Consider the following 19,570-nt stretch of genomic DNA (forward strand, 5'->3'; position numbering starts at 1 on the left):
CCGACAGCCGACCGCGCGGTCCCAAAAATCAGGAAGCGCGCGCGGGCGAGGCACCGTTCAGACTGCCGGCCGCGCCGGTGCGGTCCGGGAGAAGCGCCGCGCGCCCGCTACACACGCCACCACCACGACGGTCACCAGGATCATCGCGGGCGGCACCTGTTCGTGCAGCAGCAAGCCGGCGAGCAGCAGGCCGAAAAACGGCTGCAGCAACTGCAGTTGCCCGACCCCCGCGATGCCGCCGAGCGCCAGTCCGCGATACCAGAACACGAAGCCGATCAGCATGCTGAAGAGCGACACGTAAGCGAGCCCCCACAGCGCCGCATGGCTCACGCCTTCAAACGAGGCCGGCCGCGTCCACCAGGCGAGCGGCAGCATTACCGGCAGCGACAGCACCAGCGCCCACGAAATCACCTGCCAGCCGCCGAGATGGCGCGACAGCCGCGCGCCTTCGGCATAACCGAGGCCGCAGACGACGATCGCCGCCAGCATCAGCGCATCGCCGATTGGCGACGCGTCGATGCCGTGGCGCAAGGCGAACGCGACCACCGCGCCGCTGCCGAGCGCCGAGAACAGCCAGAACGCCGGCTGCGGGCGCTCGCCGCCGCGCAGCACGCCGAAGATCGCGGTGGAGAGCGGCAGAAGCCCGACGAACACCACGGCGTGCGCGGCGTTGACGTGACGCAGCGCGAGGGCGGTCAGGAGCGGAAAGCCGACCACGACGCCGAGCGCGACCACCACCAGCGGAATGAGATCGCGCCTTGCGGGCCGCGCCTCGCGAAACACCAGCAGGAGCAACAGACCCAGCGTGCCCGCAATGGTCGCGCGGGCGACCGTCAGAAACACCGGATCGAGGCCCTGCACGGCGATGCGGGTGGCGGGCAGCGAGCCGCTGAAAATCAACACGCCCACCATGCCGCTCACCCAGCCGTTCGTTGTCTTGTCCATCGAAAAGTCCACGCGCATCGAAAATAGAATGCATAGCATCCGCTTTCCGGCTGCAAAGGGTAAGCTATGGATCAGTACAATTCGTACAAACTGTACCGAACATGGAGCAGTACAGATGGCGGAAAGCGATAGCAAGCGGGCGGCCTCGGGCACACAAACCGGCACACAAACCGGCACGCGGGTCGGCACGGTGATGAACAGCTTGCGCGAGCGCATCGCGAGCCGTTCGCTGATGCCGGGCGCGCGCGTGCCGTCGATCCGGGTGATGACGGAGACCCTCGGCGTGTCGAAGTCGACGGTCGTGGAAGCGTACGACCGGCTGGTCGCGGAAGGCGTGATCGTAGCGCGGCGCGGTTCCGGCTTCTTCGTGTCGGGTCATGCGCCGCCGCTCGCGCTCGCCGATCTCGGGCCGCGGCTGGATCGCGAGGTCGATCCGCTGTGGCTCACGCGGCAGTCGCTGGAGGCCGGTGCAAAGGTGTTCAAGCCGGGTTGCGGCTGGATGCCGCCTTCATGGCTGCCGGAAGACGGCGTGCGCCGCGCGTTGCGTGCCGTGGCGCGCGATCCGCAGTCGCCGCTCGCCGACTATGCGAGCCCGCTCGGTTTGCCCGCGCTGCGCCAGCAACTCGCCTGGCGGCTCGCGCAGCATGGCGTGGAAGCGCCGCCCGAACAGATCGTGCTGACCGACGGCGGTACGCATGCGCTGGATCTCGTCTGCCGTTTTCTGCTCGAACCCGGCGACACGGTGCTGATCGACGATCCGTGCTACTTCAACTTTCAGGCGCTGCTGCGCGCGCATCGTGCCCGCATCGTCGGGGTGCCTTATACGCCGTCCGGGCCCGATCTGGCGGCATTCGAGCGGGCGCTGATCGAGCACCGTCCGCGGCTCTACGTGACCAATTCCGCGATCCACAATCCGACCGGCGCCACGCTTGCGCCGGCCGTCGCGCATCGGCTGCTCAAGCTGGCGGGCGAGCACAATCTGCTGATCGTCGAGGACGATATCTTCGCCGACTTCGAGGACGAACCGGCACCGCGTCTCGCGGCGTTCGACGGTCTCGCGCGGGTGGTCTCGATCGGCAGTTTCTCGAAGACCTTGTCCGCGGCCGTGCGCTGCGGCTACATCGCGGCGCGCAGCGAATGGATCGAGCCGCTGGTCGATCTGAAGCTGGCCACCTCGTTCGGCAACGGCCAGCTTGCGGCGAGCGTCGTGCATCGTCTGCTGGTGGACGGCACCTACCGCCGGCATCTGGAATCGATGCGCGCGAAGCTCGCGGACGCCATGGGAGAGACGATCAGACGGCTGGGCTACGCGGGCCTTGAGGTGTGGACGCGGCCGCGCGCCGGCATTTTCGTGTGGGCGCGCTTGCCGGATGCGCTCGACGCCGCCGACATCGCGCGTCACGCATTAGCGGAGAGCGTGGTGTTCGCGCCGGGCAATGTGTTCAGTGCGTCGCAATCGGCGGCCGGCTTCCTGCGCTTTAACGTGTCGCAGTGCAACCGGCCGAAAGTGTACGAGGCGCTGCAACGGGCGATGGATGTGTCGGCCACGGCGAAAGAGCACGCCTGAGCGCGCGCTCCTCGCCGCGCGAGCTTTACTTGCACAGCAGAAGCAGACGCTCCTGATCCGTGCAGGCGGCGTGCGGTTTCTGCGCGGCTTGGGCTTGCGCCGTCGCCGCTTTGATTCCCGCGCTCCGGTTCGCGATACACACGCGCAAATGTTTCTCCACGGGGCCGTAGTATTTCCATCCGCGCACGAGCGTCGGCAATTCGAGTTTCACCTGCTTCCACTTCGGATGCCCGTGCTCCTGCAGATTGTCGAAGTTGGCGCACAGCGAGTCGGCAAAATGATTCAGATTGCCGACGGTATCGCGCAGACCGTAATCGTAGGTAACGAGAAAGGCCTTCACGGTCAGCGTAGGGACGTCTTCTTTCAGCCAGTTCGGATAGCTGGTCGCGCGGAGCGTCGCGGGAAAATACGTTTGCTTCGCACGAGCGGTTTCGGGCGCGTTGGGATCAACCCTCAGAGGGCGGATCTGTTGCAGCAGTTCAGGGTTCATGTCGGTAAACAGTTTCGCCGGCTGCCCGACCACGATGATCGCAACATCCACCTTCTTGACGATCAACGCGGCCAGCGCGTCTTCGTTACTCAGATGCTGGATGTTCTGCTCGGGAATAGCCTGGCCGAACATCAGGTGATAGAGGGTCGTGGCCGATTGAGCGGTGCCGCTGCCGATCAGCCCCACGCTGATGCTCTTGTCCTTGATGTCGGCGAAGGTTTTCATCGGCGAGTCCGCGCGCACCACGACGTTAATTTCCTCGTCGTAGAGCGGCATGATGAGCCGTAGCGGCCGGATTGCCGTGCCTGCGTCGGCATTGCCCGCATTGGCCATGTCGATGTAAGCCTGATACACGTCGGACTGCACCAGCGCGAGTTTCACGCCCGGCTCGAAGCGCATGCGCTGCACATTCTCGGCCGAGCCTTTCGACGCCACCACGTCCAGATCGATGCCCGCCGGCTGCGCAACCCATTTCGACAGATCCTGGCCGATCTGAATATACGTGCCCCGTTCCGGACCGGTGACGATCTTGTAGTGCGCAGGCTCGGCGCCGGCCATCGAAGACACGATCATCAGCAGCAGCCCCAGCCATCCCGCCAGAAGTCTCTTCAGCATGGTCTACCTTCCTATCGGTCAGGGTTGAACAGCTTCTCGCGCCGGCACGCGCGAAGCGCCGGTGAGCCGGCTTGCTCCCTGATGTTCAATCCGCTGCGCGTGCCATGTCCGTCTGTTGCCGCTCAGAGTGCACGCGGTGGCAGTGCAATCGCGCGCCGTGATTCGGGCAGTCAGCCAGTAAAACCGGTCCTGCGCGCTGCTATGAAATTCGGTATCCAAACGATCTATCGTTGACCGGACTGTCTATCGCGGCATGCGGTTTGAGCGGCGCCCAGCCTGTCTCGCGAATCACGCGTTCGAGGATCGTTTTCGCGGTGTCGTTGCCGGTGTCGATCGCGAGCGCCTCGTTGGCGTGCTGACGTGCGCAGTTCCACGACTGCTGTGCCGCACACGCTTGCGCTGCCTGCAATGCGGCGTCGCGGCGCGCGGCGAGCGGCTTCAATTCCGTCTGCAGGCTTTGCGCGTCGCTATTGGCGGGTTGCAGCGTTTGCGCCGCGCCGAGCGCCGCTTGTGCAGCGGACAGATCGTTGGCGCGGAAGGCGAGACGCGCTGCCTGCAGCGCCTGCGCGGCATCGCGGAACTGCGGCGTTGCCGGTTTCACTGGGGCCGCGGCCAACGGCGCCACAATGGGCGTAGAGGGTGTCGCCGGCGCGGCCTTCACTGGACTGGCAGGGGCGGTGGGCTTACTCGCTGTCGCCGGTTTCGTCGACTGAGCCGGTGCGTAGAGCGCAATTGTGCCGGTTGCCGTTCTTGCGTCCTGGACGGTGTCTGCGGTCTGCTCGGCGTTGCCGTTCTGCGATTCGCGATTTTCGCTGAATAGTGCATACGCGACATACGCTAGTCCGATTGCGCCAATGGCCGCGATCGCGAGCAGCACCCAGCGCAGCGGGAGAGCAGTGAGGCCTTGAGCGTGCGGCGGATCGGCGGAAAGTGGCGGATCGGTGCGCGGAGGAAGCGACGCGAGTACGGGCAGTTGCATCGGAGGTTCGACAGGGGCGGCTTCGTCGCTGAACGAGGTCTGCGCGGTCTGCGCGGTGAACTCGGATTCGCCCGGCTGTGCCGGATCGAAATCGCTTTTCTGCGCCGTCTTGCTCGTCGCGCTAGCGCTGGCGCGGCTGCCGGGAATCACAGTGCGCTTGTGTGGGCCCGCTTCGAGTGGATGCACCGCGCCGCAATATGGACAATAGTCGACTTGCCGATACAGGGCGCCGCCACAGCGTTTGCAGGGCATAGGGAAACTATGGCCGAGTATTGTCTGGGTGGACATACTGTGGACCCACCTGTGGAAAACAACGTCGTTACGGCATGCTCCAGATCGTGTTGAGGCAGGAGGAATGTCCGCGGAAATCACGATCCACATGCGCTGGAGAGCCTAGGGACGCAAGTCCTCGCTTGCAGTGCCGCTGCTTGCAATATGTGGCGTTTCGGTGAGAACGTCAATCGACGTTCTCACCTACCTCAGGCGCAGAAAAAGAACATTTGTAGGTACGACGAAACACTTCATATGTCGTGAGAACGAAGAGGCGGATCGTTTTTTTCACGCCGCCTGCGCGGTCATGGCAAGGAGGCTAGCGCAAGGCGGCGGGATCGGCGGAACGGAAGCGGTAAAACGCGGGGGGCGATGAAAACAGAACGAGGTCGAAGCCCGCGGCGTTCGACCTCGTCATCAAGCGCTTGCAGAAAACGCTTGCAGCAAGCGCGATACGGAATCAGTGCTTGCGCAGCGGGTGATCCTTCAGAAGCCATGCGAGCGCGAAGGCCAGCACGACCACGCAGGTCGCCGACAGATACACCGTGTGCAACGCGCCGGCAAACGCCTGCAGATAATCGTCGCGCAACGCTTGCGGCAACTGGTGAATGGTCGCCGGCCCGAGCGCGTGCGGCAATTCGGTGTCGGGCGGAATCAGTTTTTCCAGGCGCGCGGCGAGGCCATTCGAAAACACCGCGCCGAAACCGGCCACGCCGATCGAGCCGCCGATCGAACGGAACAGCGTCGCGCCTGACGTGGCGACGCCCATGTGCTTGAACTCGACCGTATTCTGCACGGCGAGAATCAGCACCTGCATCACCATGCCAAGGCCGCAGCCGAGAATGCCCATGTCGATATACATCACATAAATCGGCGTGCTGATCTGCAGGCGCGCGAGCAGCAGCATGGCCAAGGCCACGAGGAACGTGCCGGCGATCGGGAACATGCGGTACTTGCCGATCCTGCTGATCAAACGGCCCGTCACCATCGACATCACGAACAGGCCGCCCATCATCGGCAGCATTTGCATGCCGGCTTTCGAAGGTGTCGAGCCTTTGACTACTTGCAAATAGAGCGGCAGGAAGGTGACCGAGCCGAACATCGACACGCCGATGATGAAGCCGATCAGACTGCTCAGCAAAAACGTGCGCTGTTTAAAGAGCTCGAGCGGCATGATCGGTTCGACGGCGGTGCGCTCTTCGTGAATGAAACCCCAGATCGCCACGAGCCCCATCCCTAACGTGAACCACAACTGTGGCGACGACCACGGCAGGATCGTGCCACCCTGGCTCGTGAACAGGATGATGCAGGTGAGTGCGCCGGCGAGAAACACAGCGCCCATGTAGTCGATCGTGTGCTTCACGTGCCGCACGTGCGGTTTGAAGACCGCGCCGATCACGGCCAGCGAAATGATGCCGAGCGGCAGGTTGATGTAGAAAATCCAGCGCCATGACAGATGCTCGACAAGAAAGCCGCCGAGCAGAGGGCCGATCACCGTGGCGAGACCGAACACGCCGCCGAATACCCCCTGGTAGCGGCCGCGTTCAGCCGGCGGAATCACGTCCGCGATGGCGGCCATCGTCACGACCAGCAGACCGCCGCCGCCAAGTCCTTGCAGCGCGCGCAGCACGATCAGCTGGGTCATGTCCTGCGCGATGCCGCACAGCACGGAGCCGACGAGAAATACGATGATCGCCGTCTGCAGCACGATTTTGCGGCCGAACAGGTCGCCGAATTTGCCATACAGCGGCACGACGATGGTCGAGCTGAGCAGGTAGGCGGTCACGACCCATGAGAGATTGTTGAGTCCGCCGAGTTCGCCGACGATGGTCGGCAGCGCGGTCGAGACAATCGTCTGATCGAGCGCGGCGAGCAGCATGACCAGCAGCAACGCCGGAAACAGGAGGCGGATCGGCGGGTGATCGCTCGCCTGCGCGCCAGCCTGCACGGCTGGCTGCACGCCCGACTGCACGTCCGACTGCAAGGGCCCGGCGGGTTGAGTCGTTGTCAATTGATCCATGGCACCACGATGTTGAAATTAATTAATTCGGAGATTAATATAGGCGACATCGCGTCACTCGTCAAATTGAATGCAATGGCAAGGATTCCGTCAGATGAACACGAAGTGAAACGCACACCGCGCAGTACGGCCGCCGTGAAGGCACGAAAGCTTGCGAAGCCGGCGGCGTCGGCCGCCGTGGGCGAATCAGCGAAGGCGGCACCCGCACGGCGCCCCGGCAGGCCTTCGGGTTCCGCGGGCGGCACGGAGCAACGCAGCCGCCTGCTGGACGCCGCGCTCGCCTTGTTCGCGCGGCAGGGCATCGTCGACACGACGCTCGGGGAGATTGCCCGCGAGGCGGGTTTCACGCCGGCGATGATGCATTACTACTTCAAGACGCGCGATCAATTGCTCGACGTGCTGATCGACGAGCGTTTCGTTCCGTTACGCGCGGCGATCGGCCTGCCGTTCCAGGAACATCCCGACGACCCGATAACGGCAATCACGCAGCTTGCGCAGCGTTTGGTGCAGGTGGCGAGCGACAACCCGTGGTTTCCTTCGCTGTGGGTGCGTGAAGTGATCAGCGACGGCGGCCTGCTGCGCCAGCGCATGCATGAGCGGTTCGGCGACGCGCCTCAGAAGGCGTCGCTGTCGTCCATCGCGCGCTGGCAAAAGGAAGGGCGCCTGAATGCGGGGCTGGAGCCGTCGCTGGTATTCGTCACCCTGCTGGGCCTGACGATTCTGCCGCTGGCCACCTCGAAGCTGTGGCGTAACGACCCCGTGCGGCGCAAGATCGGCGGCGCGGAGATCGCCCGGCATGCGGTGGCCTTGCTAGTGCAGGGCATCGGTCCGGGCAAAGCGGACTGACCCCCAACCCACTCATTCAGAATGACGTTTCTGCCGCCACGCCTCGTACGCGGCCTTCGTTTTCTCGTTAGGCGGATAGGTGCCCGGCAAGGCAGCGCCGTCGCGAATACGCTCAGTGAGAAACGCTTCGAGTTGCTCCTGTTCGGCCGCGGCCTGTGCAACTTCGGCTGCCATTTTCAGCGGGATCACCACCACGCCGTCCGCATCGCCCACGATCACGTCGCCCGGAAACACGGCTACGCCGCCGCAGCCGATCGGCACATTGATATCCACCGCATGGTGCCGGATCAGATTCGGCGGCGCGCTTGCCCCGGCGCAAAACACCGGCATGCCGAGCGCGGCTATCGTCGTGCTGTCGCGTACCGGACCGTCGGAGACCATGCCCGCCACGCCACGCACCTGCAACCGTTGCGAGAGGATCGAACCGAACGAGGCGCTGCCGCGCTCGCCGCGGCAATCCTGCACGAGCACATGGCCGGCAGGAATAGTTTCGACACATTTGCGCTGCGCGTACTCGGGATCGGCAAAGAGTTCGAGCACGTCGATATCTTCGCGCGAGGGAATATTGCGCAGCGTGAATGCCGGGCCGACCAGATTCGCGCCACTGTGCGCGGCGAGCGGCGCGACACCCTGCATGAACGTATTGCGCAAGCCGCGCTTGAACAACTGGGTGGTCAGCGTGGCGGTGCTGACATGACGGAGTGTTTCAAGCGTGGCGGAGTCGAGATCGGACATGGTGTCGGGCGGCCTCAGGTTTGGGGGCGGGGAGATGGCGTTCATCTGCCGTGCTGCGTCGCAGCGGCTGAACGCAGCCACGGCGGTTTCGCGCACCCGATGATAGCGCCGCCTTGGATCGTGAAGCAGGCCCGCGCAACCATGCCGGCACACCTGACGAATAGCGCCGAGGCACGCGGCATGCTACCTGAAGCGTGGAGGTGGCCGCCGCGCGTGAAACGCAAGCGCGCCGGTGTCGCAAAGAGCATGAATGTTCAGAGCACACGCCTCGCGTACAGGGCGGTGCACACGGGTTTCTGTCAGTGGTCACGGCGAATCGGATATCGGCATCTGTCTGCCGGAGCAACGGCGCCGAGGGCCGGTTTTTCATCCGCGTGCAATTTTGGCGCGTTACTGTGCGCACGCGTTGCGCCAGGGCCATGTTTTACAATCGCGGGCCTGCATGCAACTCGACGCATCAAATCGAGTCGGAACCATGAGCAGCAATACCGCAGCCGCGCAACTTCGCGGCAAACAGCAGGACGATATGTTGGCCGCGTCTGACGGCCCAACCGGTTTTTTAGAGCAACAACAGCACATGAACGGAGCATTGAGACTCGATCAGGCCACGATCGTGCTCGTCGAGGACGACCCGGATAGCCGGGAATCACTAGCCTTGTTACTCGAGGCGGAAGGCGCGCATGTCGTCGCAGTGGCGGATGCGGAAGAGGGTGTCGAAGCGGCGCTGCGGCTGTTGCCTGACGCCGTGGTGTGCGACCTCGAATTGCCGGCCATGGACGGCTTTTATCTGATCCAGCGGCTGCGCGATCACGAGATTCGCGGCGACCACGCGCCTTCGGTCGCCGTGGCGCTCACGGGCCATACCGACGACGCTTACCGCTTGCGCAGCATCGGCGAAGGCTTCCAGCATTTCATGACCAAACCGGCTTTGCCGGAAGACCTCGTGACGCTATTGCACGACGCGATCGACGCGCGCGCGGCGGGCTGAGCGGTTTCGCAGGCGGGTGGCGGCCGGGTGGCTGCCTCTTGCCGCCGCATCTTTGGCGGCAAGCTTTCGCGCGGCGCAATAAACAGCAATCAGGTTCAAGATCCGATTGCCGGCGCTGCTGTTATTTGACGGCGGCAACCGGTGTTGCGGCACCGGCGCTGGCCGCCTCCGCTGCCTGGCAGGCGGCGCACAATCCCTTCAATTCGATTTCATCGCTGGCAAGGCGGTAACCCGAGTCTTCGATTTGCGCGACGAGCGCCTGGCGCAGCTTGGGCTGATGCAGTTCGGTGACGTTGCCGCATTGCTGGCAGACCACCAGAATGCCGTGCTGGCATTGCGTCAGGTCGTGGCAGACCGTGAACGCATTGATCGATTCGATGCGGTGGACAAGTCCTGCCGAGAGCAGAAAGTCGAGCGCCCGGTAAACCGTGGGCGGTGCCGAGCCGGGATGGATCTGGCGCATGTCGTCCAGCAACGAATACGCCTTGGTGGCGCGCCCGGAATTAAGCAGCAATTCGAGCACTTTGCGGCGGATTGGCGTGAGTTTTTCGCCGCGTTCGCGGCAATATTCTTCCGCGAGAGTCAGTGCGGATTCCTGCGATCCACCGTGCTCACCATGCGCGTGCCCCGGCTCGTGATGATGAGCGGAAGCGGCAAGGGTGGTTTTGTCGGCGGTAGCGGCGGGCTTGGCGGTCTTCATGCGTCGATTATAAAGGCCATCGTGCTTTGCTGTGCCGCCGTGCGGTGCGCGTGCCGGTCGCGGCTGGGCGCAGCCGCGAGGCATGAGGTTGCCGGCCTCAATCCAGCTTTACCGCAAAGCCGCGCTGCACGCCGGGCCGCGCGAACAGCGCCGCGTACCAGCGTTGCACGTTCGGGTAGGTGGCCAGGTCGACTTTGTGCCGTTCGTGACGCCACGCCCAGCCCAGAATCGCGAAATCCGCCACCGACAATTCCCCCGCCACGAACTCCGTTTGCGCGAGGCGCCGGTCTAGCACGCCGTACAGGCGGTGGGTCTCATCCGAATAGCGCTTGAGACCATAGGCTCGGTCGGTGACCGACTCGAGCGCGGCGAAGTGGTGCACCTGACCCGGTATCGGTCCGAAACCGCCCATTTGCCACATCAGCCACTCGAGCACCGGGACGCGTTCGCGCAGCGTCTTCGGCAAGAATTTGCCCGTCTTTTCCGCAAGATACAGCAGCACCGCGCCCGACTCGAATACGCTGATCGGCTGACCGTCCGGTCCGTCCATATCGACGATTGCAGGAATCTTGTTGTTTGGGCTGATGTGCAGAAAATCAGGCTGGAACTGGTCCCCACGGCCAATGTTGACCGGTTGGACGGTGTACGGCAGTTCCATTTCTTCGAGCGCGACGCTGACCTTGCGGCCGTTCGGCGTGCCCCATGCGTAAAGCGTGATTGTCATGTCGAATGGCCGCCGGATAGGTCAAGTCAGCGGAAAATCGACGTATTTCCTGAAACCCGGGCGTGTCGCAATGCGCGAATACCAGCGCTCCAGATTCGGCAGCGGGGGACGTTCGACGCCGTCCAGCCCGAACCAGCGTTTCGCGTACGCGCCGATCACGATATCGGCGAGCGTGAACTTCTCGCCTTCGAGGAAGAAGCGGCCTTGCAGATGGTTATCCAGCAGGCGCCACAGCAACGTGACCGCGGCGAAGTCGCTGGCGAGCTTGGCCGTGTCGCGCTCGGCGGCGGGCGTGCGAACGAGGGCCCAGAACACGGGTCGTTCCGCGGGTTGCAGCGTGGTGAGCGACCAGTCGAGCCAGCGGTCGATGCTGGAGCGCAGTCTCGGCTCGGGCGGATACAGGAGGCTCGATTCGCCGTATTGCAGCGCCAGATAGCGCAGGATCGAGTTCGATTCCCACAGCACGAAGTCGTCGTCGACCAGGGTCGGAATCTTGGCCGTAGGGTTCATGGCCAGATAGTCGGGCTCGTTGTTGCGGCCGAATTGCAGGCCCGCGTCGATGCGCTCATATGGCAGCACCAGTTCGTCGCAACACCACAAGACTTTTTGTACGTTGACCGAGTTGGTGCGTCCCCAGATCGTAATCATCCGGCAAATCCTTTTTTACATGACGGTTGGCAGGCCGTGCGCGGCGCGCGGCGTTCAGCCAGTAACGATACACGATGGCATGGGTTTGCGTGCCGGCAACGCGCGGGCGTTGCGTACAATGAGCGCACCCGAATACGACGAGGCACCGCATGGCCCGCATTGTCCCCGACGACTGGAAGAGCCTCGCCGCCACCGGCGCGGCGGCACGCGAACGCGAAACCCTCGCGTTGCTGGAAGACGCGCTTCCTGATGGCTACACCGTCTATCACGGCGTGCACTGGACCCGCCTGAACCAGAACTTTTCGGTGTTCGGCGAAGCCGATTTTGTGATCGTCAGCCCGGCCGGGCGCGTGATGATTGTCGAACAGAAAACCGGTTTTCTGCGCGAAACGCCGAAAGGACTCGTCAAGGTTTATCTTCAGACGGAACGCAACGTGGCGATCGCGCTTGCGCACACCGTCGAAACGCTGCACCGGCGCTTCACCGCGGCGTTCGGCGCGGGCACCTATTTCATCGAAGAACTGCTGTATTGCCCGGACCACATTGTCAAGGACGCGGCAATTGCCGGCGTCAATCCCGCGCGGATCGTCGACGCGACGCGTAAGGACCGGCTTGCCGCGATCATTCGCGAAGCGTTGCCGGCCGACGAAGCGCGCCTTGCCTGCGCCCCGAAAATCCACCACTTTCTCGCCGACGAACTTGCCCTCACGCCCGACGCCAGCGCGCTGGTCGGCCAGGCCGGCACGCTCGTCACGCGTCTGGCGGGCGGTCTTGCGACCTGGGCGCGGCGGATCGAGTTTTCGCCGTTCCGGCTGCGCGTGATCGGCACGGCCGGCTCTGGCAAAACACAACTCGCGGTGCAGGTGATGAAAGACGCGGTGGCGCGCGGGCAGCGGCCTTTGTATGTGTGTTTCAACCGGCCGCTGGCGGATCACATCGCGCGGGTGGCGCCACCTGAAGCGAAGGTGGCGAACTATCACCAGTTGTGCGACTGGATTGCGCGCGACGCGGGTCGCGAGCCGGATTTTCAGTCCGGCGACGTGTTCGACCGGCTCGAAACGACTTTCGCCGACACGCCGATCGACGCACGCTGGCAATACGACGTGCTGATCGTCGACGAAGGGCAGGATTTCCAGCAGCCGTGGGTGGCCGCTCTCGAGCGCCTGTTGCGGCCGGGCGCCGCGTGGTGGTGGCTCGAAGATCCGCTGCAGAATCTGTATATGCGCGAGCCGGTCGAACTGTCCGGCTGGACCACACTGAAAGAAACCACCAACTACCGCAGTCCGCGCGACATTCTCGATTATGTGCGCGACGTGGTGGGCGCTTCAGTGCCGGTCGCGGCGGGTCTGGCGTCGGGCAGTCCGTTCGACGGCTCCGATATTTCGCTCTCTGTCTACGACGAAGCGAATGCCGCCGAAGGCAGCATCGAGGCCACCAAGCGGGCGATCACGCAGGCGTTGTCACTCGGCTTTCGCAAACAGGACATCGCGGTGCTCTCGTTTCGCGGTCGCGAAGGCTCGGCGATGTCCGCGCAGGATCATCTTGGCCCGCACCGGTTGCGCAGTTTTACGGGTCAATACGATTTGTTTGGCAACCCGGCGTACCGCGAAGGCGACGTGCTGTTCGAGTCGATCTATCGCTTCAAGGGGCAGGCCGCGCCTTGCGTGATTCTCACCGAACTCGACTTCGAGTCGTTCGACGAGCGTATTGCGCGCAAACTGTTCGTCGGCGCTACGCGTGCGACGATGAAGCTGATCATCGTCGCCTCGCAGCGGGCCGCGCGGCAACTGAATTTGCGTGACGGTAAAGAGATGGAAAAGGTCCGGGAGGCGAAAGAAGCCTAGCGCTTCATTCGTTCCACGCGCGCGCCCCGACCAGCATGCCCGTTTGCGTGAGCGCGTCCCACCAGATTACGCGCAGCAACGGCGCCTGCTGGGCAATCAGCAGCGCCTGCACCGGATCGCTCTCGACAAAATGCGTGACGCCGCCGCGCAACGCGGCAGCGGCCTTGTGAGCGGCGGCACCGGCGGCACTTTCATCGTGTGTGCCGGGCGTGCGCATCACCAGTTGCATATGACCGAAGCCATGCCGCGCGAGCCACGCTTCGGTGCGCGCGCGATCCAGTTCAGGCCGGCCGGTGATGATCGTACGCACGCGTTGCAGATCGATACCGGGCAGCACCTCGAACGGCAGCAGCGCGTCGCGTTCGGCGAGCGCCGCGGCCAGATCCTCGTCGTAGCGCGCGAGCGGAACGTCGGGCAGCAGAATGCCGTCGAGGTCGATCGCGTAGGTGGCGTATTCGTGATCGTCCGCCATGGCGGGCGCGGCGCCGGCTTCAACGCGCTCCCAGTCTTCGCGATAACGCTCGGTGTAGGCCTGGCGCTCCCACGGAAACAGCGCGAAGTAGCCGCGCGCGTCGATCGCATAATCGGGTTGTATGCGGCTCAGGTCGTCGACCGCGGCGGTCAGTGTCCTGACATCGAGGCCATGCTGCTGAAGGAATGCGACGCAATCGGCCAGCGTAAAGCCGCGCCCCGCGATGTCTTCGCACAGCAGCACTTTCGAACCCGCGGGCGGGATCGGCAGCGTCGAGTCCCAGGCAACCGTGCGCGACTGGCGCTCGTAGCGCAGGAAGGCGACCGGGGTGCCGGCCGCATGCGAAACCATCAGCGCAAGCGGCGCGCCGCCACGCAGAATCCCGATCGCCATCGCGAAGCGCTCCGCCAGCAACGCGGGTTGCAGCGATTCGATCCAGTGATCGAGTTGTTCGTACGTCAGGGGCAAAACGGGCTTGTTCATGACTCTTTGGGCGTCGCGTTGCGCGCGTAGGGCAGGTGTCCAGTAAATGGAGAGCGGCGCGCGGCGCAGCGCCGCGGCAGGTCTTCGTTTTTGAGACTAAGAATTTTGGCGATATTATGCATGCGGTTCAAAGATCGCGCGTCGGGGTGATGCGCGTCGCCGAGCGGGGCGTGTCGCAACGACCACCGTCGCGGCGGAAAAAGGGGCGCTGCAGGTTCGCTGGCAGGTTGAGCCGGCGCAGTCTCGCGCCGCCCGAAAAAATAACAAACGATGGAATAAGCCAGGCAGATGACCAAGATGAACGCAGCGGTGGGCGGCAGGAACGGTGTGTACAGGGGCGCATGGTGGGGGCTGGGTCTGCTCCTCGTGTTCGCCGCGTGGAGCATGCAGGCACAGGCTCAGGCAGAGTCGTTGCCGTTATCGCTCGACGTGACGGGCAAAATCAGCAAGACCAACGATGCGGCGCACCAGTTGTATCACTTCACCGAGGCACAACTGCTGGCGCTGCCGGTCCATTCGATTACGACCGCCACCACCTGGACGCCGCGGTCCACCTTCACAGGGCCGTTGCTCGCGGATATCCTGAAGGCCGTTGGCGCATCCGGCAGCGCGGTCGAGATCCATACGCTCGACGACTATACGTACACCATTCCGGTGTCGGACTGCGATCGCTACGGCGTGATCGTTGCCTACAGCATGAACGGCCGGCGGCTGAAGATCAGCGACTTCGGGCCGCTGTTTCTTATGTATCCGCGCGACGCGTTCCCTGATGAACTCATGGGCGCGGTGGGCGACTCGAAATTCGTATGGCAGATCAAGGCATTCATCATCAAATAACAACGCGCCGCCCCTGGCGTCGTGTCCTCTATGTGCTGATCTGGCTGACTGCGCTCGCGGCGCCGGCCGGCGCAATCGGCTATCTGTTGTACGCGAACCTGCTCAATCCGCGCGCCACCGAACAGCTGACCGGTCAGTACGACGGCTTCTATTGGGACGCCGCGCAATTGCAGATTGCCTACGCACGTTTCGAGAACCAGTTGCTGCTGTATCAATCCGGCGTCGACGACGACTATCAGCGGCTCATGCTGCGCTACCAGTTGCTTCAATCGAAGCTGCATGTGATGGCCGGTTCCACGCGCCGGCTGACCACACAGCTCGCGCTGCTGCAACGGCAACTGGACGAAATCCACTCGATTGATCATGTTCTGGACGAGATTCAACCGGAGGTGGATGCCTTGCCGAAGGACCGCAGCCGCGCCAATCAGATCGTCGTCGCGTTGCGCCAGCATTGGAACGAGGTCAACGATCTCGCGTTGAGCCGCCGTTTCGCCGACGTGGCCGACCGTGAGGCGATGAACCGCGATTTCATCGACAAGCGCCGCATGCTGTTCGCGGGCGGCCTGTTGCTGCTGCTGCTCTCGGCGGCCGCGACCATGCTGCTGGTGCTCAACGGCCGGCGCCGTACGCGTCTGATGCATCAGCAACATGCGGCGCTCGAAGCGGAGCATCAGGCGAGCCGCGCGGCGCGTGAGGCGAGTCTCGCGAAGGACGCGTTTCTCGGCATGATCAGCCACGAACTGCGCACGCCGCTGCATGCGATCGTGTCGTCGATCGAATTGCTGGGTTTCAACTATCACTCCGAGGCCGACCGCAAGGTGATCCAGCGGCTCGAAACCGCAGGGCGGCATCTGGAAGCGCAGATGAAGGACCTGACCGACTACGCGCGCCTCGGCGCCGGCAAGCTCGAACTGCGTCACGAGCATTTCGAGCCGCGCGAGCTGCTGGCATCGATCGTCGACGAACACGCGATGTCGGCTGCCGCGCGCGGCCTCAAGCTGGAAAGCGAGGCGAGCGGCATGAGCGGCCTCGTCGATTCCGATCCGCACCGCATCCGCCAGATCGTCAACAACCTGGTCACCAACGCGATCCGTTACACCGAAACCGGCACAGTGAGCGTGCAACTGCGGCAGCGGCCCGCGGTGCTGAACTTCGTCGTGAGCGACACGGGGCCGGGCGTGCCGCAAGCGCAGATTCCGCTGATCTTCCAGGAGTTCACGCAACTGGACGCGTCGCGCACGCGCCGCTTCGAGGGCGCGGGGATGGGGCTCACGATCGTGCAAGGGCTCGTCAGGCTGTTTGGCGGCACTGTCGAGGTGGCGAGCACCGTGGGTAAGGGCACCATCTTTACGGTGACGATCCCGGTCACGCAGGTCGCAGCAACCGCGCCGGCCGGCGTGGCGGCGCACGCTGAACCGGCCGGCACGCGCCCGTGCGTGTTGATCGTCGACGACAACCGGTTGATTCGCGAGTCGCTGAGCGAAATGATCGCGCACATGGATTTCGACGCGCACGCCGTCTCCAATGCGGACGATGCGCTGGAGTGGCTCGACGCTCGCCGTTGTGACGTGGTGCTGCTCGATCTGCATATGCCCGATCGCGACGGTTATACGTTCCTTGCGGATTTCGCGGCGCGCGGGGGGCCGTCGTCGGGCGTTCCGGTGATCGTCGTGAGCGCGTATGCGCCGGAGGCGGATAGCGTGGTGAGTGCGGGAGGAGAAGGGGGCTCGCAGCCGATTTTCGAAGCGTTATTAAAGCCAGTACATTACGAGGAACTGCGCAGCGCATTGCAGCGTGCGTTGGCTTCGCGGCATACGGTGTGATGCGACGCCTGGGGACTCACAGTTGCCGCGGTTGCCTCGGATGGAGGAGGGCTCAACCTGAGCACACACCTTCAGCCGTCTTGCCGATGCGTCAGGGCCGGTTGAGGCGCTTCGACAGGTCGGCGACCAGGATCGCCATGCGCGCGGGCTTCTCATAGCACGCGACGTCGTAGTTGCGGATGACCTGGCTGATCTCCGATTCACTGGCCTTGCCGGTCAGCAATTCGCCGGTCAGCACGAAAATCGGCGCGTCTGGATTCTCCGACGCCCGCACCGCACGGATCGCCGCCGCCGAGGTCTGCGAGCCGAACAGCCAGTCGATCACAATGCCGTCGAAAACCTGTGTTTGCAGTTGTTCGGTGAACGCGGCGAGGCCGTAGATCGCCACTGCCGTGAAACCGCTGCGCTCGAGATAGTCGCGCAGGTTGTCGGCGGAGGCCTGATCGTCGTCGACCACGGCGATGGTCGGCTTGTCCGTTTCAGCGCGGCGCGGATAGATCTCGATCTTGTGGACTTCGTACGCGCCCTGGTAAAGCGTGCCGTCGTGACGCGCAACGCGCCATTGACCGAGCTTCGGGTACGCGACAAATTCAGGACGGCTGCCCGGTTCGAGCGCGGCGCCGACCCACGCGGTGCAGGCCAGCTCGATCGCGCCGACGCAGAACACCGCCTCCTGGGCGATGGCGCCGACCATGCCCGGATCGAGCGATTGTGCGCCGAATAGCTGAGCGGCAGGTTCGCCGAACACCTCGGCCACCTTCTTGATCTGCGAGAGGGTCCATGGGCTGTTGCCGCGCAGCTTGCGGTGTCCCTGCGAAAAACTCAGATCGAGGATGCGGCACAGCTCAGTGGTTTGCTGGCGTTTGCCGATTCCATGCCGGCTCATCAACTCGCGCACGCGCTCGGCGACTGCGATGGAGTCAGGTGAGTGTGTTTCGTTGGTCATACTGCGTGAGAATCTGCCTTCTTGAAGGGTGGCTGTGGAGCGTGCGTACGACGCGCGCAGCGCGCCCATGCACATTGGATGCGCGTGGACGCAGCTAAGCAGGGGACAGCAAATGTACCGTAAAAAATATCGCGGCCTGTGTTTTTGTCTGACCGCCGCCGAACGTGCCGGTGCGAGGTGCGAACGGGCAAATTCGGCGATCCGTTTATGCTTTTAGCATCGAATGTATTTTACCGATGAAACCGCTCGGCATTTATAGAGAAATAAGTCCGGCTGGTGTTTTCCTTATGCGGCGCCTATGCAGGCGGCATGGTATCGAGTTTCACCGCCGAGTTTTTGAGACCTTTGAAAATCCGCTCGGCGACCTTGCCCGGAAACCGGCCGGGCAATTCGGCCGAGACTCGCGCGATGACCTCCGGCGTCTGTTCGATCAGCCGCTGGATCAACGGCTCGGCGTTCGCGCCGTACGAGCACCGCGGCGCCATGGCGTTGAAGTGACGCCGCTGCACATCGCGAAAGGCGTCGTGTTTGCTGCGCGACCACATCGCCATGGCGAGCTTGGCCTTGAACCATGACCATTGATTCGGGCCGTTGCCTTCTACCGGCCAGATCGACATCACGTCATAAAGCGGCGTCAGGCGGTACTGGCCACCCGCCAGCAAGCGAATGCTGAAGTTCTTGGCGTGGCCGTCCGGCGCCGCCAGCATCCAGAACAGAATCTGGCTTGCCAGCAGCGTTTCGATGTCCTGTTGCGCCGACGCCGATTGCTGGAGAATCCGCGCGAGGTCCAGCACGCCCGGACCGCCTTCGTTTTCGTACTTGCGATGCGACGGTACGCCATACACCTGGCAGAAGTCTTCCTGCGGCAGGCGCAGCAGCCATTGCCCGCTCGAATGCAGTTGCCGGTCGAAGCGTTCGACGCTCAGCACCCGTTGCTTGCCGAACGTCATGATTTCAGTGTTGGCCACCGGCAGGCCGTAGGCGCGCAGGATCCGCAAACACAGCCATTCGTTTTCGACCGAAGTGCTGAGGTCGGCGAGCCTGTTGCCGACCAGCCCGAGCGGCAGCTTGAAAATATGTGTGGTGGGCGTGGCGCCATGCGGACGTTGCCACTTGCCGTCGTGCCACAGCAGGGCGGTTTTTTCCTGCGCGCCGGCGAGCGAGATGCGGAAATCGTCTGCTTCGCCGGGCGGGCCAAGGGCGGAGTTGCTGACGGTGCGCGCCAGCATGGCCTCGATCTCGCTGTCGGAGAGCGGCGTGCCTTCGATCCGTTCGACGCCGGCCGGCGCGTCGTCAGCGGCCAGCAACTGAACGGCGCCCACGCAATCGCGGCCGATGGCTTGCAGCAGGTCGAACGCCTCAAGCGTATCGGTCTGGTAGCGCTGGGCGATGCGCTTTCTGATCGCCTCGCTGTCGGGTAGCAGATTGTCGAAATAGTTGAGCACCCGTGGCCCTTTGTGCGCCACGTTGCTCGGCGCGAACGGCAGCGAGAGCGAAAGCGGCCTGCCAGCAGGCGAGGCGACCCATGCGGGGTCGTAAGTGAACTCCATGGGGCCGCGGGTGGGCAGGCGCCAGACGCCGACGCGCTCGCCGTTGGCCCACACCGAAAGCGCCCGGGAATGCGTTTGGCGGCCCATG

General features: G+C 63.8%; 17 protein-coding genes. 6 read left to right on the forward strand and 11 right to left on the reverse strand.

The window, feature by feature from the left end:
• Positions 1-57 precede the first annotated feature (57 nt).
• Complete coding sequence (locus KHO23_RS22610) at positions 58-945, reverse strand: DMT family transporter (protein WP_211613454.1); 888 nt, start codon at positions 943-945, stop codon at positions 58-60.
• Between the two features lie 115 nt (positions 946-1,060).
• On the opposite strand from KHO23_RS22610, the gene KHO23_RS22615 reads away from it, so the two are divergent.
• Entirely contained in the window at positions 1,061-2,512 is a 1,452-nt protein-coding gene (locus KHO23_RS22615; protein WP_211613455.1) for an aminotransferase-like domain-containing protein, read from the forward strand.
• A gap of 25 nt (positions 2,513-2,537) precedes the next feature.
• On the opposite strand, the gene KHO23_RS22620 is transcribed toward KHO23_RS22615, so the two are convergent.
• The 3 genes from KHO23_RS22620 to KHO23_RS22630 all read right to left on the reverse strand — a co-directional run bounded on the left by KHO23_RS22620 (position 2,538) and on the right by KHO23_RS22630 (position 6,886).
• Positions 2,538-3,617 carry a TAXI family TRAP transporter solute-binding subunit gene (locus tag KHO23_RS22620; protein WP_211613456.1) on the reverse strand — a complete coding sequence of 360 codons (1,080 nt, stop codon included), beginning with the start codon at positions 3,615-3,617 and terminating at the stop codon, positions 2,538-2,540.
• A gap of 199 nt (positions 3,618-3,816) precedes the next feature.
• Positions 3,817-4,884: a hypothetical protein gene (locus KHO23_RS22625; protein WP_211613457.1), complete on the reverse strand. Its 1,068-nt coding sequence runs from the start codon at positions 4,882-4,884 to the stop codon at positions 3,817-3,819.
• A 442-nt stretch (positions 4,885-5,326) separates the two neighbouring features.
• On the reverse strand, positions 5,327-6,886 hold the full coding sequence (locus tag KHO23_RS22630) for an MDR family MFS transporter (protein WP_211613458.1): 1,560 nt from the start codon (positions 6,884-6,886) through the stop codon (positions 5,327-5,329).
• A gap of 75 nt (positions 6,887-6,961) precedes the next feature.
• On the opposite strand from KHO23_RS22630, the gene KHO23_RS22635 reads away from it, so the two are divergent.
• A complete protein-coding gene (locus tag KHO23_RS22635) occupies positions 6,962-7,732 on the forward strand; it encodes a TetR/AcrR family transcriptional regulator (protein ID WP_211613459.1) in 771 nt (256 codons plus the stop codon).
• Between the two features lie 12 nt (positions 7,733-7,744).
• On the opposite strand, the gene KHO23_RS22640 is transcribed toward KHO23_RS22635, so the two are convergent.
• Positions 7,745-8,467 (reverse strand): ribonuclease activity regulator RraA, encoded by a 723-nt coding sequence (locus KHO23_RS22640; RefSeq protein WP_211613496.1) that lies wholly within the window; start codon positions 8,465-8,467, stop codon positions 7,745-7,747.
• Between the two features lie 475 nt (positions 8,468-8,942).
• Here KHO23_RS22640 and KHO23_RS22645 point away from each other — a divergent pair, with 475 nt between their 5' ends.
• Positions 8,943-9,455: a response regulator gene (locus tag KHO23_RS22645; protein ID WP_211613460.1), complete on the forward strand. Its 513-nt coding sequence runs from the start codon at positions 8,943-8,945 to the stop codon at positions 9,453-9,455.
• 121 nt (positions 9,456-9,576) lie between these two features.
• Here KHO23_RS22645 and KHO23_RS22650 read toward each other — a convergent pair whose 3' ends face one another.
• The 3 genes from KHO23_RS22650 to KHO23_RS22660 form a co-directional block, all read right to left on the reverse strand.
• Positions 9,577-10,155: a Fur family transcriptional regulator gene (locus KHO23_RS22650; protein ID WP_211613461.1), complete on the reverse strand. Its 579-nt coding sequence runs from the start codon at positions 10,153-10,155 to the stop codon at positions 9,577-9,579.
• 97 nt (positions 10,156-10,252) lie between these two features.
• On the reverse strand, positions 10,253-10,879 hold the full coding sequence (locus KHO23_RS22655; RefSeq protein ID WP_211613462.1) for a glutathione S-transferase N-terminal domain-containing protein: 627 nt from the start codon (positions 10,877-10,879) through the stop codon (positions 10,253-10,255).
• 21 nt (positions 10,880-10,900) lie between these two features.
• Positions 10,901-11,527, reverse strand: a complete 627-nt coding sequence (locus KHO23_RS22660; RefSeq protein WP_211613463.1) for a glutathione S-transferase family protein — start codon at positions 11,525-11,527, stop codon at positions 10,901-10,903.
• Between the two features lie 149 nt (positions 11,528-11,676).
• On the opposite strand from KHO23_RS22660, the gene KHO23_RS22665 reads away from it, so the two are divergent.
• On the forward strand, positions 11,677-13,371 hold the full coding sequence (locus tag KHO23_RS22665) for an ATP-binding domain-containing protein (protein WP_211613464.1): 1,695 nt from the start codon (positions 11,677-11,679) through the stop codon (positions 13,369-13,371).
• Between the two features lie 4 nt (positions 13,372-13,375).
• Here the strand turns inward: KHO23_RS22665 and KHO23_RS22670 are convergent, their stop codons facing one another.
• Entirely contained in the window at positions 13,376-14,326 is a 951-nt protein-coding gene (locus tag KHO23_RS22670; RefSeq protein WP_211613465.1) for a phosphoribosyltransferase, read from the reverse strand.
• A 288-nt stretch (positions 14,327-14,614) separates the two neighbouring features.
• Between KHO23_RS22670 and KHO23_RS22675 the strand changes: the two genes are divergently transcribed.
• Positions 14,615-15,163, forward strand: a complete 549-nt coding sequence (locus KHO23_RS22675; protein ID WP_211613466.1) for a molybdopterin-dependent oxidoreductase — start codon at positions 14,615-14,617, stop codon at positions 15,161-15,163.
• Positions 15,133-16,986: an ATP-binding response regulator gene (locus KHO23_RS22680; protein WP_211613467.1), complete on the forward strand. Its 1,854-nt coding sequence runs from the start codon at positions 15,133-15,135 to the stop codon at positions 16,984-16,986. Before KHO23_RS22675 ends, KHO23_RS22680 begins: the two co-directional genes overlap by 31 nt.
• Positions 16,987-17,077: 91 nt before the next feature.
• Here KHO23_RS22680 and KHO23_RS22685 read toward each other — a convergent pair whose 3' ends face one another.
• Both KHO23_RS22685 and KHO23_RS22690 read right to left on the reverse strand, forming a co-directional pair.
• Positions 17,078-17,932 (reverse strand): helix-turn-helix domain-containing protein, encoded by an 855-nt coding sequence (locus tag KHO23_RS22685; protein ID WP_211613468.1) that lies wholly within the window; start codon positions 17,930-17,932, stop codon positions 17,078-17,080.
• A gap of 296 nt (positions 17,933-18,228) precedes the next feature.
• The gene (locus KHO23_RS22690) at positions 18,229-19,569 is read right to left on the reverse strand and encodes a type II toxin-antitoxin system HipA family toxin (RefSeq protein WP_211613469.1); all 1,341 of its coding nucleotides are present in this window, start codon (positions 19,567-19,569) and stop codon (positions 18,229-18,231) included.
• Position 19,570 lies beyond the last annotated feature (1 nt).

Origin of the sequence: Paraburkholderia haematera, from assembly GCF_905220975.1 — a bacterium.
GTDB classification, from domain to species: Bacteria; Pseudomonadota; Gammaproteobacteria; order Burkholderiales; family Burkholderiaceae; genus Paraburkholderia; species Paraburkholderia haematera.

Bases quoted from the DNA above. Each gene is read 5' to 3' on its own strand.
- KHO23_RS22685 (WP_211613468.1), bottom strand. From the start codon at position 17,932: ATGACCAACGAAACACACTCACCTGACTCCATCGCAGTCGCCGAGCGC.
- KHO23_RS22615 (WP_211613455.1), top strand. From the start codon at position 1,061: ATGGCGGAAAGCGATAGCAAGCGGGCGGCCTCGGGCACACAAACCGGC.
- KHO23_RS22660 (WP_211613463.1), bottom strand. From the start codon at position 11,527: ATGATTACGATCTGGGGACGCACCAACTCGGTCAACGTACAAAAAGTC.
- KHO23_RS22690 (WP_211613469.1), bottom strand. From the start codon at position 19,569: ATGGGCCGCCAAACGCATTCCCGGGCGCTTTCGGTGTGGGCCAACGGC.
- KHO23_RS22635 (WP_211613459.1), top strand. From the start codon at position 6,962: ATGGCAAGGATTCCGTCAGATGAACACGAAGTGAAACGCACACCGCGC.
- KHO23_RS22680 (WP_211613467.1), top strand. From the start codon at position 15,133: ATGGCAGATCAAGGCATTCATCATCAAATAACAACGCGCCGCCCCTGG.
- KHO23_RS22645 (WP_211613460.1), top strand. From the start codon at position 8,943: ATGAGCAGCAATACCGCAGCCGCGCAACTTCGCGGCAAACAGCAGGAC.
- KHO23_RS22670 (WP_211613465.1), bottom strand. From the start codon at position 14,326: ATGAACAAGCCCGTTTTGCCCCTGACGTACGAACAACTCGATCACTGG.
- KHO23_RS22640 (WP_211613496.1), bottom strand. From the start codon at position 8,467: ATGTCCGATCTCGACTCCGCCACGCTTGAAACACTCCGTCATGTCAGC.
- KHO23_RS22620 (WP_211613456.1), bottom strand. From the start codon at position 3,617: ATGCTGAAGAGACTTCTGGCGGGATGGCTGGGGCTGCTGCTGATGATC.
- KHO23_RS22655 (WP_211613462.1), bottom strand. From the start codon at position 10,879: ATGACAATCACGCTTTACGCATGGGGCACGCCGAACGGCCGCAAGGTC.
- KHO23_RS22610 (WP_211613454.1), bottom strand. From the start codon at position 945: ATGGACAAGACAACGAACGGCTGGGTGAGCGGCATGGTGGGCGTGTTG.
- KHO23_RS22625 (WP_211613457.1), bottom strand. From the start codon at position 4,884: ATGTCCACCCAGACAATACTCGGCCATAGTTTCCCTATGCCCTGCAAA.
- KHO23_RS22650 (WP_211613461.1), bottom strand. From the start codon at position 10,155: ATGAAGACCGCCAAGCCCGCCGCTACCGCCGACAAAACCACCCTTGCC.
- KHO23_RS22675 (WP_211613466.1), top strand. From the start codon at position 14,615: ATGACCAAGATGAACGCAGCGGTGGGCGGCAGGAACGGTGTGTACAGG.
- KHO23_RS22630 (WP_211613458.1), bottom strand. From the start codon at position 6,886: ATGGATCAATTGACAACGACTCAACCCGCCGGGCCCTTGCAGTCGGAC.
- KHO23_RS22665 (WP_211613464.1), top strand. From the start codon at position 11,677: ATGGCCCGCATTGTCCCCGACGACTGGAAGAGCCTCGCCGCCACCGGC.